General features: G+C 52.4%; 13 protein-coding genes. 6 read left to right on the forward strand and 7 right to left on the reverse strand.

Going from position 1 to position 14,458, the window contains the following annotated elements; all coding sequences use genetic code 11:
• Nucleotides 1–77: 77 nt before the first annotated feature.
• Both FED52_RS09190 and FED52_RS09195 read left to right on the forward strand, forming a co-directional pair.
• Complete coding sequence (locus FED52_RS09190; protein WP_138858923.1) at nt 78–1,013, forward strand: IS30 family transposase; 936 nt, start codon at nt 78–80, stop codon at nt 1,011–1,013.
• A 90-nt stretch (nt 1,014–1,103) separates the two neighbouring features.
• Nucleotides 1,104–2,585, forward strand: a complete 1,482-nt coding sequence (locus FED52_RS09195) for an aminotransferase class I/II-fold pyridoxal phosphate-dependent enzyme (protein WP_138859669.1) — start codon at nt 1,104–1,106, stop codon at nt 2,583–2,585.
• 107 nt (nt 2,586–2,692) lie between these two features.
• Here FED52_RS09195 and FED52_RS09200 read toward each other — a convergent pair whose 3' ends face one another.
• Complete coding sequence (locus FED52_RS09200; RefSeq protein ID WP_052090094.1) at nt 2,693–3,016, reverse strand: DUF3055 domain-containing protein; 324 nt, start codon at nt 3,014–3,016, stop codon at nt 2,693–2,695.
• Nucleotides 3,017–3,091: 75 nt separating this feature from the next.
• On the opposite strand from FED52_RS09200, the gene aac(6') reads away from it, so the two are divergent.
• A complete protein-coding gene (aac(6'), locus tag FED52_RS09205) occupies nt 3,092–3,535 on the forward strand; it encodes an aminoglycoside 6'-N-acetyltransferase (protein WP_138859670.1) in 444 nt (147 codons plus the stop codon).
• Between the two features lie 17 nt (nt 3,536–3,552).
• On the opposite strand, the gene lpdA is transcribed toward aac(6'), so the two are convergent.
• The 4 genes from lpdA to pdhA form a co-directional block, all read right to left on the reverse strand.
• Nucleotides 3,553–4,965, reverse strand: a complete 1,413-nt coding sequence (lpdA, locus tag FED52_RS09210) for a dihydrolipoyl dehydrogenase (protein ID WP_034777014.1) — start codon at nt 4,963–4,965, stop codon at nt 3,553–3,555.
• Nucleotides 4,966–4,969: 4 nt separating this feature from the next.
• Nucleotides 4,970–6,262 (reverse strand): dihydrolipoamide acetyltransferase family protein, encoded by a 1,293-nt coding sequence (locus tag FED52_RS09215; protein ID WP_138859671.1) that lies wholly within the window; start codon nt 6,260–6,262, stop codon nt 4,970–4,972.
• A gap of 76 nt (nt 6,263–6,338) precedes the next feature.
• Nucleotides 6,339–7,316, reverse strand: a complete 978-nt coding sequence (locus tag FED52_RS09220; protein ID WP_034777010.1) for an alpha-ketoacid dehydrogenase subunit beta — start codon at nt 7,314–7,316, stop codon at nt 6,339–6,341.
• A 3-nt stretch (nt 7,317–7,319) separates the two neighbouring features.
• Nucleotides 7,320–8,405, reverse strand: a complete 1,086-nt coding sequence (pdhA, locus tag FED52_RS09225) for a pyruvate dehydrogenase (acetyl-transferring) E1 component subunit alpha (RefSeq protein WP_034777009.1) — start codon at nt 8,403–8,405, stop codon at nt 7,320–7,322.
• Nucleotides 8,406–8,735: 330 nt separating this feature from the next.
• Between pdhA and def the strand changes: the two genes are divergently transcribed.
• The 3 genes from def to FED52_RS09240 are packed head-to-tail and all read left to right on the forward strand — an operon-like array spanning nt 8,736 to nt 11,115.
• The gene (def, locus tag FED52_RS09230; RefSeq protein WP_021066993.1) at nt 8,736–9,275 is read left to right on the forward strand and encodes a peptide deformylase; all 540 of its coding nucleotides are present in this window, start codon (nt 8,736–8,738) and stop codon (nt 9,273–9,275) included.
• Between the two features lies 1 nt (nt 9,276).
• Nucleotides 9,277–10,902 (forward strand): alpha/beta hydrolase, encoded by a 1,626-nt coding sequence (locus FED52_RS09235; RefSeq protein ID WP_138860322.1) that lies wholly within the window; start codon nt 9,277–9,279, stop codon nt 10,900–10,902.
• Between the two features lie 30 nt (nt 10,903–10,932).
• On the forward strand, nt 10,933–11,115 hold the full coding sequence (locus FED52_RS09240; protein ID WP_138859672.1) for a hypothetical protein: 183 nt from the start codon (nt 10,933–10,935) through the stop codon (nt 11,113–11,115).
• Here the strand turns inward: FED52_RS09240 and FED52_RS09245 are convergent.
• Together FED52_RS09245 and rnjA are read right to left on the reverse strand one after the other, a co-directional pair.
• Nucleotides 11,112–12,569, reverse strand: a complete 1,458-nt coding sequence (locus tag FED52_RS09245; protein ID WP_138859673.1) for a phospholipase D family protein — start codon at nt 12,567–12,569, stop codon at nt 11,112–11,114. The two genes, FED52_RS09240 and FED52_RS09245, sit on opposite strands and share 4 nt — an antisense overlap.
• A 66-nt stretch (nt 12,570–12,635) precedes the next feature.
• Nucleotides 12,636–14,303 (reverse strand): ribonuclease J1, encoded by a 1,668-nt coding sequence (rnjA, locus tag FED52_RS09250; protein ID WP_138859674.1) that lies wholly within the window; start codon nt 14,301–14,303, stop codon nt 12,636–12,638.
• Nucleotides 14,304–14,458: the final 155 nt, after the last annotated feature.

The following is a 14,458-nucleotide window of genomic DNA, read 5'->3' on the forward strand; positions in this document are numbered from 1 at the left end:
TGAACGCAAAAAAGCCCATAGCGACGGCCTCGTGTAGAATGAAGTTACCACACAAACATTCAGACGGAGGAATCGCTATGAGCTACACCCATCTTACCACAGCCGAACGCGTGAAAATAGAGACCTATCTGGAGCTCGGGATGTCCGTACGGTCCATCGCGAGACGGCTCGGGCGACAGCCCTCGACCGTCTCGCGGGAGATCAGACGGAACCCCGGGTACAAGTCGGACCGTGCACAGGAACGCTACGTGAGGGCGAAAGCGAACTGCGGCGCCAAGACGAAGCTCGACGACATGATGCGTCTGACGATCATCGAGAAACTGCGGGCGACCTGGTCCCCGGAACAGATCGTGGGGCGGCTCTTCAGCGGCAGGATCGCCTTCTCGACCATCTATCGATGGATCTATGTGGGTTTGATCGACGTGCCGACGACCGTGCTCCGTCAGAAGGGCAAGCGCCGGAAACCGGTGGAGACACGCGGGCGATTCAATGTCGGGCTGTCCATCTCGAAACGGCCTTCGGAGGTCAGGGGGCGCCAAACGTTCGGGCACTGGGAGCTCGACACCGTCGTCTCCGGGCGCGGGAAATCGAAGGCCTGCGTCGCCACGTTCGTCGAGCGCAAGAGCCGGTTCTACCTCGCGCTGCCGATCACGGACCGTAGCGCGGCCTCGATGGAGGAAGCGATCCACACGGTCCACGCCGCCTTCCCGGCGGGCACGTTCAGGACGGCGACGACGGACCGGGGCAAGGAGTTCAGCTGTCACGAGCGCGTCCGGGCATCGCTCGGCGTGCCGATGTACTTCGCCGACCCGTACTCGTCCTGGCAGCGCGGCAGCAACGAGAACGCCAACGGCCTCCTGCGCGAGTTCTTCCCGAAAGGATCGGACTTCGCGACGGTCGGCCAGGGAGAGATCGTGGACGCGCTCGCCAAGATCAACGGGCGGCCGAGGAAATGTCTCGGCTGGAAGACCGCACACGAGGCCTTCGCGGAGGAAGTGTTGCGCTTAATTTGACAAACCGTCAAAACGAAACGTCTAAAATGACATGAGATTGAACTTAAACCGACAACCCATATACACACTGCTATCAAGGAGGACTTACTATTGAAACTTAAAGGTGCTACACAGCTCGAGACACCGCTCTTTGACACGTTGCTCACGCACGTGGACACGAATCCAATCGCATTCCACATCCCAGGCCATAAAGGCGGGAAAGGAATGGACCCTGAGTTCCGCGACTTCATCGGCGAGAACGCTTTGAAGATCGACCTGATCAACATCGCCCCGCTCGATGACCTTCATCATCCGAAAGCGGCGATTGCCGAGGCCGAGCGCCTCGCAGCCGAAGCGTTCCGTGCCGACGAGACGTTCTTCTCAGTTCAAGGGACATCAAGCGCCATCATGGCAATGATCATGGGCGTCGTCGGACCAAACGAGAAGATCATTGTGCCGCGCAACGTCCATAAATCTGTTATGTCCGCGCTCGTCTTGACCGGGGCCCACCCTGTCTTCATTCACCCTGAATATGATGAGACATACGGAATCGCCCACGGAATCACGGCAAGTGCCGTCGAACGCGCCCTCGAGATGCACCCTGACACGAAAGCCGTCCTCGTCATCAACCCGACTTACTTCGGGATCGCTGGTGATTTAGAACGGATCGTCGCCGTCGCCCATGCCCAAGACGTACCTGTCCTCGTCGATGAGGCACACGGTGTCCACTTGCCGTTCCACGACGAACTCCCGCTCTCGGCGATGCAGGCCGGCGCGGACGTCGCGGCAACGAGTGTGCACAAACTCGGCGGCTCGATGACTGGGAGTTCCATTTTGAACGTCCGCCGCGGACTCGTCTCACCAGAACGGATTCACGCGATGCTCTCGATGATCACGACGACATCGACGTCTTACCTCCTCCTCGCGTCGCTCGATGCGGCCCGTCGCCAATTGGCGACAAAAGGAGAGGCGATGAACGAACGTGCCCTCACGCTCGCACGTACGGCTCGTACGGCCATCGACAACATGCCGCACTTGTCGGTCTACGGTCACGCCGAACTCCATTCAGAGTCGACGTACGCGCTCGACGAGACGAAAATCCTCGTCTCGGTCCGCGAGCTCGGGATCACCGGCTTTGAAGTCGAGAAGTACTTGCGCGAGACGCACCGCATCGAAGTCGAGATGTCAGATCTGTTGAACGTCTTGTTCATCGTGACGAGCGCCGACGACGAGTCGACGATTCAAGCGTTGATTGACGGGATGCGTGACGTAGTATCGGTCTACGACCAGTCTGGAAACGATTCGTTGTCGATCATGCTCCCTGAGATCCCGCCACTCGCGCTCAGCCCGCGTGACGCCTTCTACGAGGAAACGGAGACGATTCCACTCGAGAACGCCGTCGGACGCATCTCGGCCGAGTTCATCATGGTGTATCCACCAGGAATCCCAATCATTATTCCGGGAGAGCTCATCACGACATCGACGCTCGAATATATTATGGCCAACATCGAGGCCGGTCTACCGGTCCAAGGTCTAGAAGACGAGTCGCTCCAAATGATTAAAGTCATCCAACAAACAAAAGCTATCCGCTAAGACGAAAGCGAGCCGGTCCAATGGACCGGCTCGCTTTGTGTCATCAGAAGAAAAGGTGGCTTATGATGATCGAATTGCTTCCCCTACGTTCCATTATAAGAAAACGCTTACATTTTTTCAAGGGGTGAATTTTCAGTTTGGTTGGATTCAGTCTCATTTTCAGTTAGACAAAGGCGTAAAAACTCGGCGACGTGTCCGGTGTCTCGCAAGGCGATGCCGAGCATCGGATAGAGCTGTCTCGGTTCTTCGAGCGCATGGACGTCAAGAAGGGCAGACTGTCCGGTCTGCATGCAGACGACGAGCACTTTCCCCATAAATTGATGTGTGTACACAAAACCGAAATCATAACGTGACGTCTCTGTCTCGATCCCCGTGAATCGGACGCGGCTCGTCTCAGAGACGGTGTATAACAATTCTTCATCGAACGCCATCATCGTTCCCTCCTTTCTCACTTCATTCTTTATTTTCCTTTATACTGAACGTACGAAACATAAGGAGGACGACTGATGAAGATTCGAAAAGCGAATGAACAAGATTGCCTTGTCCTGGTAGCTCTCATGCGACAACTATGGCCAGACGCCCCCGTTGCTGAACTGACCCCTGAGGTCCGGCTCGGGATCCGCTCCGGCAAGATGCACTATTTTATCGCGGAAACGGATGAACCGGTCGGATTTTGTCAGCTCAGCTTCCGTCATGACTATGTCCCTGGCACCTCCACCTCCCCGACCGCGTTTATAGAAGGGATTTACGTCGTCGAAGCCGCGCGGCAGCAGGACGTGGCGACACGCCTCGTCGAAGCGGCCTCCGCGTTCGCCCGGTCGAAAGGATGCGACGAGCTCGCTTCAGATACGGAAATCGAAAACGTCGGCAGCCAACAATTCCATGAACGGATTGGCTTTCAAGAAGTCGAACGGACCGTTCATTACGTGAAAAAGCTCTCTCGCGAGTAAGCGAGAGAGCTTTTGACTTATTTAACGACGTGGATTGGCATACCCATTGCGATTTCTGCCGCTTCCATTGCCATCTCACCGAGTGATGGGTGAGCGTGGATTGTAAGCGCGATATCTTCTGCAGTCATGCCTGCTTCGATGGCGAGACCAAGCTCGGCAATCATATCTGAAGCACCTGTACCCGCGATTTGAGCACCGATCAAGAGACCGTCCTCTTTACGCGTGATGAGCTTCATGAAGCCGTCTGGCTCGTCGAGAGCGAGGGCACGGCCGTTCGCTGCGAATGGGAATTTCGATACAGTGATCTCAAGTCCTTCTTCTTTTGCGAGTGGCTCTGTGTAACCGACTGTTGCAAGTTCAGGGTCAGTGAAGACGACCGCTGGGATTGCTGAGTAGTCGAGGTATGCTGGCTTACCGGCAGCTGCCTCCGCTGCAACTTTCGCTTCGTAAGAAGCTTTGTGCGCGAGCGGTGGTCCTGGTACGATGTCGCCGATTGCGTAGATGTTTTCGTTCGACGTCTTGCACTGGTCGTCGATTTCGATGATGCCGCGGTCGCTGATTTTAACTTCCGCGTTTTCGAGACCGATGTCGCCAGTGTTTGGACGACGGCCGACTGTGACGAGGACGTAGTCCGCTTCAACAGACTGCTCTTCGCCATTCACTTCAAACTTAACTGTTACGCCGTCTTCTGTTTCCTCGACGCCTTTTGCAAGAGCGTTCGTGTGAATCGTGACGTTACCTTTTTGTTTGAGTTTCTTCTTGACGATTTGCGTCATTTGCGGCTCGAAGCCAGACAAGATGTCGCTTGCGCCTTCAACGACGACGACTTCTGTATCGAAGTTCGCGTACGCTGTGCCAAGCTCCATACCGATGTAACCGCCGCCGATGACGACAAGTTTCTTCGGTACTTCAGGAAGAGCCAATGCGCCAGTTGAAGAAAGGACGCGTTTTGACCATTTGAACGATGGGATCTCGATTGGTGTCGAACCAGTCGCGATGATCGCTTTTTTGAACTTGTAAGGAGTCGAGCTGTCTTCTGTGATAACACGAACTGTGTCTTCAGATGCGAAGAAAGCCTCACCTTGAACGATGTCAATCTTGTTACCTTTCAAAAGGCCTTTGACGCCGCCAGTCAATTTGTTGACGACCGACTGTTTCCAGTCTTGGACTTTTGTGAAGTCGACTGATACGTTGTCAGACGTAATCCCCATTGACGAGTGACCTTTTGCGTGCTGGAAGTTGTGACCAGCCGTGATCAACGCTTTTGATGGGATACAACCGACGTTCAAGCAAACGCCACCAAAGTTACCTTTTTCGACGATTGTGACTTTGAGGCCAAGTTGTGCGCCACGAATGGCTGCGACGTATCCACCAGGACCGGCGCCGATGACAAGCAAATCAGTTTCTTGTGCGAATTCTCCTACTACCATGTTCTTATCCCTCCATCATTAGAAGTGCTGGATCTTGAAGCAAGCGTTTCACCATGTTGAGTGCGTTTTGAGCAGTCGCACCGTCGATGAGGCGGTGGTCAAAGCTGAATGAGAGGGCGAGGACTGGTGCCGCGACGATCTCACCGTCTTTAACGACAGCTTTTTCAGCGATACGGCCGATACCGAGAATCGCAACTTCTGGGTGGTTGATGACAGGTGTGAACCATTGTCCGCCAGCAGAACCGATGTTCGTGATTGTGATCGATCCGCCTTTCATGTCGTCCCCAGCAAGTTTGCCTTCACGTGCTTTACCGGCAAGCTCATTGATGTTTGTAGCGAGTGCGTAGATTGACTTACGGTCCGCTTCTTTGACGACAGGAACAACGAGACCGTTGTCCGTATCGGCAGCGATACCGATGTTGTAGTAGTTTTTGTAGACGATCTCTTCGTTGACATCATCGATTGATGCGTTGATGGCTGGGTAAGCTTTCGCTGCAGCTGTCAATGCTTTAACGACGAATGGCAAGTACGTGAGTTTCACGCCTTGTTCAGCAGCCACTTGTTTGAACTCTTTACGGAGTGCGACTAGTTTCGTGACGTCGACTTCGTCCATGAGTGTAACGTGTGGAGCTGTATGCTTCGAGTTGACCATTGCTTTCGAGATCGCTTTACGGATTCCACGGATTTTCTCACGCGTTTCGAGTTCAGGCGTCGCTGACTCGTAAGGCTTGATTTCCGTTTTAGCAGCTGCTGCTGGAGCAACAGATTCTGTTTTCTCTGTTGTAGCTTCGGCTGTTGGTGCTTCACCGTTTGCGAATGCATCGATGTCTTCTTTCAAGATGCGGCCGTTGTCGCCAGAACCTTTGACTTCACGGATGTCGACGCCTTTTTCACGAGCGTACTTGCGGATTGAAGGCATAGCGATGACGCGCTCCGATTTGTGAAGTTGTACTTCACGCGGGCCGTCTTCTTTTACGTCTTCTTTCACGTCTTCCGTCTTCTCTTCAGCTTTTGGCTGTTCAGGAGCTGCTTCCTCTTCGCCTGCTGGCGCGTCACCTTCGATATCGAACGTGATGAGGACGTCACCGACGACCGCAACTGTACCTTCAGAGACTTTAACGTCTTTAACTGTTCCATCAACTGGAGCAGGGATTTCAACGACGGCTTTGTCGTTTTGAACTTCAAGAAGAATGTCATCTTCTTTTACTGTGTCCCCTGCTTTTACGAACCACTTGACGATTTCACCTTCGTGAATTCCTTCACCGATGTCTGGTAATTTAAATTCAAATACTGCCACTGGTTTTTCCTCCCATCAATTCATCATGTAAACACAACGAGGGAGACAATTCTCCCTCATCGTTACTTGAACACGATCAGAAGTTGATAACTTCCTTAACTTTTGCAACGACATCTTTATGGTCAGGTAACCATGCGTCTTCCCCTTGTGCGAAAGCGAAGACCGTGTCTGGTGCAGTTACACGAAGCACTGGTGCCTCGAGGTGAAGAATTGCGCGTTCTTGAATTTCAGTTACGACGTTTGCCGCAATACCTGCTTGACGTTGTGCTTCTTGAACGACGATGGCGCGACCAGTCTTTTTGACTGATTCTACGATTGTGTCGATATCAAGCGGGCTAACTGTCATAAGGTCGATGACTTCGACGTTGATGTCTTCTTTCTCAAGCTCTTCTGCCGCTTTGAGTGACGTGTGGACCATTGCACCGTAAGTGATGATCGAAACGTCAGTTCCTTCGCGCTTCACGTCTGCTTTTCCAAGCTCGATCGTGTAGTCGCCTTCAGGAACTTCGCCACGGAATGAACGGTAAAGTTTCATGTGCTCGAGGAATACGACTGGGTCGTTGTCACGGATCGATGCGATCAAAAGACCTTTAGCATCGTAAGGCGTTGACGGGATGACGACTTTAAGACCAGGTGTCTGAGCCATCAAGCCTTCAAGGCTGTCCGCGTGAAGTTCTGGTGTTTTAACACCGCCACCGAATGGTGAACGGATTGTAACCGGTTGGCTGTAAGCGCCGCCTGAACGGTAACGCATACGTGCCATTTGAGCAGCAACCGAGTCGAAGACTTCGAAAACGAATCCGAAGAACTGAACTTCCATGATTGGACGGAAGCCTGTGAGACCAAGACCGATTGCAAGACCACCGATACCCGACTCAGCGAGTGGCGTATCGAAGACACGGTCTTCGCCGAACTCATCTTGAAGTCCTTCCGTCGCACGGAAGACCCCACCGTTTTTACCAACGTCTTCTCCGAAGAGAAGTACTTTCTCGTCGCGCTTCATTTCTACGCGCATCGCATCAGTAATCGCTTGGATCATTGTCATTTGAGCCATAACTTACTTCGACTCCTTTGCTGTATATTCTTCAAGCTGCTCTTTCAAGTTTGAAGGAAGTGTTTCGTACATGTTGTTGATGAAGTCCGAAACTTTTTGTTTTGGTTCTTTGTCGGCGAGGCTGATCGCTTCTTTCACGTCTGCTTTCGCTTGCTCGATGACTTCGTTTTCCATGTCTTCGTTCCAAAGCTTCTTGCCTTCGAGGAAGAGGCGGAAACGTACGAGCGGATCTTTCTCTTGGTACTCTGTATCGAGTTCTTTCGTACGGTAACGTGTTGGGTCATCCCCAGCGAGCGTATGTGGTCCGTAACGGTATGTGAGTGCTTCGATGAGCGTCGGAGTTCCATCAAGTGCGTCTTTACGCGCTTGTTGTGTTGCGGCGAGGACAGCAAGAACGTCCATTCCGTCAACTTGAATTCCGTTGATTCCCGCTGCGACAGCTTTTTGCGCGATCGTTTTAGCTGCAGTTTGCTTCTCAACAGGTGTCGAGATAGCGAAGCGGTTGTTTTGAACGACGAAGATGGCTGGTGATTTGAATGCACCTGCGAAGTTCAATCCTTCGTAGAAGTCACCTTGTGATGAACCACCGTCACCCGTGTAAGTAATGGCGACGTTTGTGTTGCCGTTGCGTTTGAGGCCCATCGCCACACCCGCAGTTTGGATGATTTGTGCCCCGATGATGATTTGTGGCATCAAGACGTTGACGTCTTCAGGGATACGGTTACCTGCGACGTGACCACGTGAGAACAAGAACGCTTGATAAAGCGGAAGTCCGTGGAATACGAGTTGCGGGATATCACGGTAGCCTGGAAGAATCCAGTCTTGTTTGTCGAGCGCATATTGCGTCCCGATCATCGTTGCTTCTTGACCAGCCACTGGCGCGTAGAAACCTAGGCGTCCTTGACGGTTGAGCGAGATGGCACGTTGGTCCCAGATTCGTGTATAAACCATGCGGCGCATAAGCTCCTGAAGTTGCTCGTCCGTTACATCTGGCATTGCGTCTTGGTTGACGACCTCGCCCTTCTCGTCGAGAATACGGAACGTTTGGAAGTTTTCTTCCACGTTTTGAAGTACCTGAACGTTGTTCATTCGTTTCACCTCATCCTTTCAACTATGAGACAATTGTCTTTTTTGTGATCAAACACTACCTCAAATCTTAAGTGTATCTGTCCAAAAAAGCAATCTGTATTAACGTGATTCAGGAAAGTTACACTTATCCTGCCGTTTCCTAGTCAGTATAAAACGGGTTGTTATAATAACGCAAAAAATATGCTCACTCTATAAAAACGCTTACATCAACACATCTTTTCCCTTATTTCGCCTCTGTATCATTTTCATTTCACCTTCTGTACCATCTAAGCGAAATGACTAATAAATATGATATAATTGGTCATATCGCAATGGGAAAGGAAGTTTTGCATGTTAACGATGAAAGATGTGATTCGTGAAGGAGACGAGCGGCTCCGCGCCCGCTCAATCGAAGTGCCGGTCCCACCGACGGCAGAAGACCTCGCGCTACTCGACGAGATGGAGACGTTCCTCGTCAATAGCCAGGATCCAGAGATGAGCGCGAAGTATGAACTTCGGGGCGGTGTCGGCATCGCCGCACCACAACTCGGCGTCAATCGCCGCTTTTTCACGGTCCTGCTCCACGAAGAAGAAGAGACGTTCAAACTATCCATCTTCAATCCGAAGATTACGAGCCACTCGGTCGAACAGACGTACTTGAATGGCGGTGAAGGCTGTCTATCTGTCGACCGTGTCGTCAAAGGCAACGTGCCCCGATACCGACGCATCACGATTGAAGGGTTCGACCGTGACGGCGCCCCGATTAAATTGCGGCTCCGCGGTATGCGCGCCATCGTCTGTCAACATGAGCTCGACCATTTAGATGGGGTGCTCTTTTACGACCGCATCAACACGACCAACCCGTTAGAGACCTACGGTGAGCCGATTTGAGGTGACGAGCTTGAAAAAAAAGGCACTGTTGTTAGTATTCCCATTTCTGTTTCTTTTAATCGGGGGATGTGTCCGAATCGAATATGATGCGACCGTCCACTACGACCAATCGGTCACGTTAGAGACGACGTATGCTTTCCGTGACCATCCGGTCATGAAGCTGCTCAATTTGCGGCTCGATTGGGATACATGGAAACAACAGGCGAATGAGAATGGATATGCGACACGTGACTACTCGAGTGAGGACGATTACGAGGGCATGGTGCTGAAGAAGACGTTCGATCATGTCGATGACCTTCAAAACATCAAAGAAGAATGGAAAACCGGTCCGGCCGGTATCCTTGTCCCTCCCGATGTGAAATTCGATGTCGCAAAAGAGGACGGGATATGGTTTGACTCGTATGTGCTCAATACGAATCTCGACCTTCGGCTCGACCGTGTCGACCTACCCGGCGTGAATTTGAGCGGCTCGCCGAAGCAATTAGCAGAGCGGTACGTTCGTCAAGCCGATATTCGGTTCAATTTGACGGTGCCGACCGGCGTGTTCGTCGAAGACGGAACCGGACTCGATTTGCGTTCCATGAAACATGTCGAGTGGCAAGTGTACGGCGGCCGTCAAAACAACATGACACTCGTCGCCCACGTGCCGAACGTCAAAGCATGGATCATCACGATCGTCGTCGGCCTCACCCTCGCCCTGATCGGTTTTTTCGTCTGGCGGAAGTACCGCAAAAACGTCGGCAATCCAGACAAGACATCGATTCGGTCCCGTATTTTCGGTGGATTGATTCTCGTCTTGACACTCGCCTTGATCATCGTGACGATCCGCGAAGAATTGACGACCGAACGGAAGACCGAAGCAATTCGCCAAGCGGCCCAAACGGACGAGTTCATCCCGACGTTCGCCGTGCACGGGTTGCTCGGGACCGACCGCACATTCCTCCGCTTCTCGCAGTATATGGAACAGCGTGGATTGGCCAAAGATGGGGCGCTCTGTACCGTGACGGCGAAAGGTGCGGTCGACTGCGTCATCAACGACTATAATTCGATGCGACCGATTGTCCGGATTGAATATGAGGATGCCGAGGCATCGCTCAACAACCAGACGAAGTGGTTGAATGCGGCGATCGAACGCTATAAACAGGAACGAAACCGTTCGTTCGACCGGATGTATTTGATCGGCCACAGCATGGGCGGCGTCGCGGCAGCGAACTATATCTTGAATCAAGAAGACTACATCATCGACAAGTTCGTGACGTATGATAGTCCGTTCGCCGGGACACGCCTCGCCAACTTCGGTCTGTCCGCCAGTAATTTCGGGATCAATACCGGCAGTCCGGCCATCCGGGATTTGTCCCCGAGTTCTGACGGGCTGCAGGCGTTCCAAGAAAAACTGGAGACGTGGCCACGCTCTGTCCAAGTGTTCTCCTTCTCGGGACGCGGCGGCGAGTTCAACTTGATCGAACCATCCAGCTCGCTCCTACTCGAAGAATACACGAACAATATCGACACGGAGACCGTGCCGTACGATCACTTCTCGCTCCACCGGAAGACAGACGTCCTCCGGGAGACAGGACGCTTCTTGTACGAGTATTCGAACGAGTTTAACCCTGTCGAAACGAATTGACGAAAACCCGCCTTCTCATGAGGGCGGGTTTTGTTCGGTATCATGATTATAGGTACTCGTCCGGTCATCATCCTCGCATTACGTGGCAAGTTATTTGGATTGACCGGCGTCTGTCGACCGAAGCAAACGCCGGTGAAAGCCAAAATGACGTTCACCAACATCCACCATCCGCAAACAAAAACCCGCCTTCCTGCGAAGGCGGGTTCGACTTAATAGGTCATCGTCCACGTCAACTTCTGCAACCAATAAATCAAATACTTCCCGATTGGTAAATCGGTCTGAATCTCATCATAGGCGAGCGTGTACGTCCCTTGTTCGTTGTTCCATAGCTGTTTGAAGTAGCCGTCGACTTCGCGAATGAATTCCGTCTCCGTCGTCGTCACGACTTCAACGTCCGCTTCGAGGTTATAGTCGTTCATGTTGCGGGTCGTGTAGTTGCTTGACCCGATGACGACGACGCGACGGTCCCCTTCCACGTACAGCATCTTCGGGTGGTACTGCTCTTCGCCGACTTCGTACCACCGAATCTCGATTTGCTCCGGGTTCACCGTGTTCAATTCCGCGGCGACCGGCAAGTTCGGCAATCCTGACTTGTCGCGCCCGAACGCGTTCGTATTCGGGTCAAGAATCAGTTTGACGAAGACGCCGCGCTCAGCGGCCTCATGAATGGCTTGAATGATGTTTCGGTCGGCCAAGTAGAACATGCCGATCCAAATCGTCTCACCTGATTCCGCTTCTTCCATCGCCTTGATGACGGCGTCCTGAATCTTGGATTCCGTGACGTAGCGGATTTGCATCGGGCCTTCCGACGGCTCGTCGCGCAGATTCGCGAGTTTCTCCTCGCTTGGGAAACGTTCGGCATCCCCTTTCGAGAACGTCGCGATCGCTTCCTCCCCTTCGAGGATGTCCGCTAAAATCGGGCCATCGAGCCGCACCCCGACGTTTGAATGATACCCGCTCGCATCGTGTGGGTTGGCCGATAAGACGAAGCCGTCATTCTCGGTCACCATCACTTTGCGGTGGTTCGCTTTCACGTTCAACAGCCGTAAATACGACCGGATCGTGATGTCCGGTGCCGATTTTGCCATCGGGTTCGGCAACCAGCCGTTCTGGCTGTCCCCGAACCATTGGAACCCGATCCGATACAGCGTCGAGTATAAGATGTTCGGGTCGCGGAGCGCATCGAGGTTCGTGTAAACGATCTCGGCGCCCGCTTCCTTCAAGACGTCGAGATGATCGGACGCGTGTCCGTTATACGTCGTATTGATTTCATCGGTGATCAAGACGACGTTCATGTCCGGATAGGCTTTCATCTGTTCGAGCAAGGCCGATGATAGACTGGCCGTGATGTCTGGATATTGTCGGTCTTCATTCGAATATGGGTTGAATAAGAAAAAGTCCATGACGATATATTCCCGTGCCTCGCGGATTGACCGCTCGACGTCTTGAAAGATCTCTTGCTCGTTCACTTCCGTGTCTTCCCCTTGATACGTCAAATCAAATAAAAAATCGATTTGGTCATCCGAAATCGCGACCGGTTCCGACGCACGCGACACGCCGTCCGGCAACGGTTTGACTTGATGGTATACCATCGTGATGAGGAAGAGTAAGGCGAATGCGGCCAGGCCCCATTTCAACCAACCTTTCTTCCGTTTCTTGCGTTCCATCCGGCACCATCTCCTTATATTGTAGTCCTCTAAAAAACGGGCTGTAGTCCCCTACAGCCCGCTCGGTCATACTTCCATGATGATCGGAAGAACCATTGGGTGTCTTCGTGTTTTTTGTGCCAAGTATGGCGTGAGTGTATCCGAGACGAGTTGTTTCAACTCCGACCACTTCATCTGTTTGTTCGACAACCCTTGCTCGACCGTCTTCTTGAGCAAGCGCTCGCCGTCACGAATCAAGCTGCCCGATTCGCGCATATAGACGAAGCCGCGTGAAATGATGTCTGGACCGGAGACGAGTTTACGCGTCTTGCCGTCAATGCTGATGACGACAACGACGAGCCCATCTTCTGAAAGGATGCGGCGATCGCGTAAGACGATATTGCCGATGTCCCCGATGCCGTTCCCGTCCACATAAACCGCGTTAGCCGAGATTTTACCCGTGATGGCCGCCGAGTCGGCGTCGACCGCGAGCACTTCTCCGTTATCCATGATGAAGCTGTTTTCTTTCGGGATGCCGACCGACTCTGCGAGTTCAGCGTGTTTCACCAACATGCGGTACTCGCCGTGAATCGGCATAAAGAATTTCGGGTTCAGCAAACGGATCATGAGTAATTGCTCTTGTTGCGAACCGTGGCCCGACGTGTGGATGTTCGTCAACTTGCCGTAGACGACGTCCGCGCCGGCTTTATACAATTGGTCGATCGTCTTCCCGACCGAGATGGCGTTCCCCGGAATCGGTGACGACGAGAAGATGACCGTATCGCCAGGAATAACTGATACTTGGCGGTGTGTCCCGTTGGCGATGCGACTGAGCGCTGCCATCGGCTCGCCTTGCGAACCAGTACAAAGGATTGCCACTTCGTGCGGCTCATAGTTCCGTAACTGATTCGCTTCGATGATCATGCCTTTTGGCACGTTGATGAAACCGAGCTCTTGCCCAATCGTCATGACTTTGTCCATCGAGCGGCCGAAAATGGCCAAGTGGCGGCCTGTTTCGGCACACGCATCGACGACTTGTTGCAGACGATAAATGTTCGAGGCGAACGTGGCGAAGATGATGCGGCCTTCCGCTTTCCGGAACGTCTCGCTGATCGTGCCACCGACGACTTTCTCACTCATCGTGAAGCCTTCGACTTCTGCGTTCGTCGAATCAGACAAGAGACAGAGCACGCCTTCTTTCCCGATGTCTGCCATCTTCGCGATGTCAGCCGGTTCGCCGACCGGTGTGAAGTCAAATTTGAAGTCACCCGTATGGACGATATTCCCTTGTGGGGTCTTAACGACGACACCGAGCGAGTTCGGAATCGAGTGAGTCGTGCGGAAGAACGAGATGCTCGTTTTTCTGAACTTGACGATGGCGTCCTCATCAATCTCATGCAGTTCCGCTTCGCGGAGCAATCCATGCTCCTCTAACTTCACTTTAATCAAGCCGAGCGCGAGCTTCGTCGCGTAGATCGGCAATTTCACTTGTTTCAACAGGAACGGGATACCACCGATGTGGTCTTCGTGACCGTGGGTGATGAACACCCCTTTGACTTTATCTTTGTTTTTAATCAAGTACGAGTAATCAGGGATCACGTAATCGATTCCAAGCAAGTCATCCTCCGGGAACATGATGCCCGCATCGATGACGATAATCTCATCTTGGAATTGAACGACGTACGTGTTCTTCCCGATTTCTCCGAGTCCGCCTAAGGCAAACACAGCTGTTTGGTGGTTCTTTACAAACTTCATTTAATCTCTCCTTACTACAAGTAGTTGATGTTCATCTATGTGATACATAAGTGATTCTCGCTATAAAAATTATGCCTCCGTAAGATTCTTTCTTCATTATAGCTTATATTGTGACAATATTTCACTAATGACGTTAGATTGAGGGCGGTTTCTCA

Source organism: Exiguobacterium mexicanum (assembly GCF_005960665.1).
GTDB lineage: Bacteria > Bacillota > Bacilli > Exiguobacteriales > Exiguobacteriaceae > Exiguobacterium > Exiguobacterium mexicanum_A.

What these genes read in the sequence shown, in the direction of transcription:
- def (WP_021066993.1), top strand. Translation starts at nt 8,736, where the DNA reads ATGTTAACGATGAAAGATGTGATTCGTGAAGGAGACGAGCGGCTCCGC.
- FED52_RS09245 (WP_138859673.1), bottom strand. Translation starts at nt 12,569, where the DNA reads ATGGAACGCAAGAAACGGAAGAAAGGTTGGTTGAAATGGGGCCTGGCC.
- lpdA (WP_034777014.1), bottom strand. Translation starts at nt 4,965, where the DNA reads ATGGTAGTAGGAGAATTCGCACAAGAAACTGATTTGCTTGTCATCGGC.
- FED52_RS09220 (WP_034777010.1), bottom strand. Translation starts at nt 7,316, where the DNA reads ATGGCTCAAATGACAATGATCCAAGCGATTACTGATGCGATGCGCGTA.
- pdhA (WP_034777009.1), bottom strand. Translation starts at nt 8,405, where the DNA reads ATGAACAACGTTCAGGTACTTCAAAACGTGGAAGAAAACTTCCAAACG.
- rnjA (WP_138859674.1), bottom strand. Translation starts at nt 14,303, where the DNA reads ATGAAGTTTGTAAAGAACCACCAAACAGCTGTGTTTGCCTTAGGCGGA.
- FED52_RS09190 (WP_138858923.1), top strand. Translation starts at nt 78, where the DNA reads ATGAGCTACACCCATCTTACCACAGCCGAACGCGTGAAAATAGAGACC.
- FED52_RS09200 (WP_052090094.1), bottom strand. Translation starts at nt 3,016, where the DNA reads ATGGCGTTCGATGAAGAATTGTTATACACCGTCTCTGAGACGAGCCGC.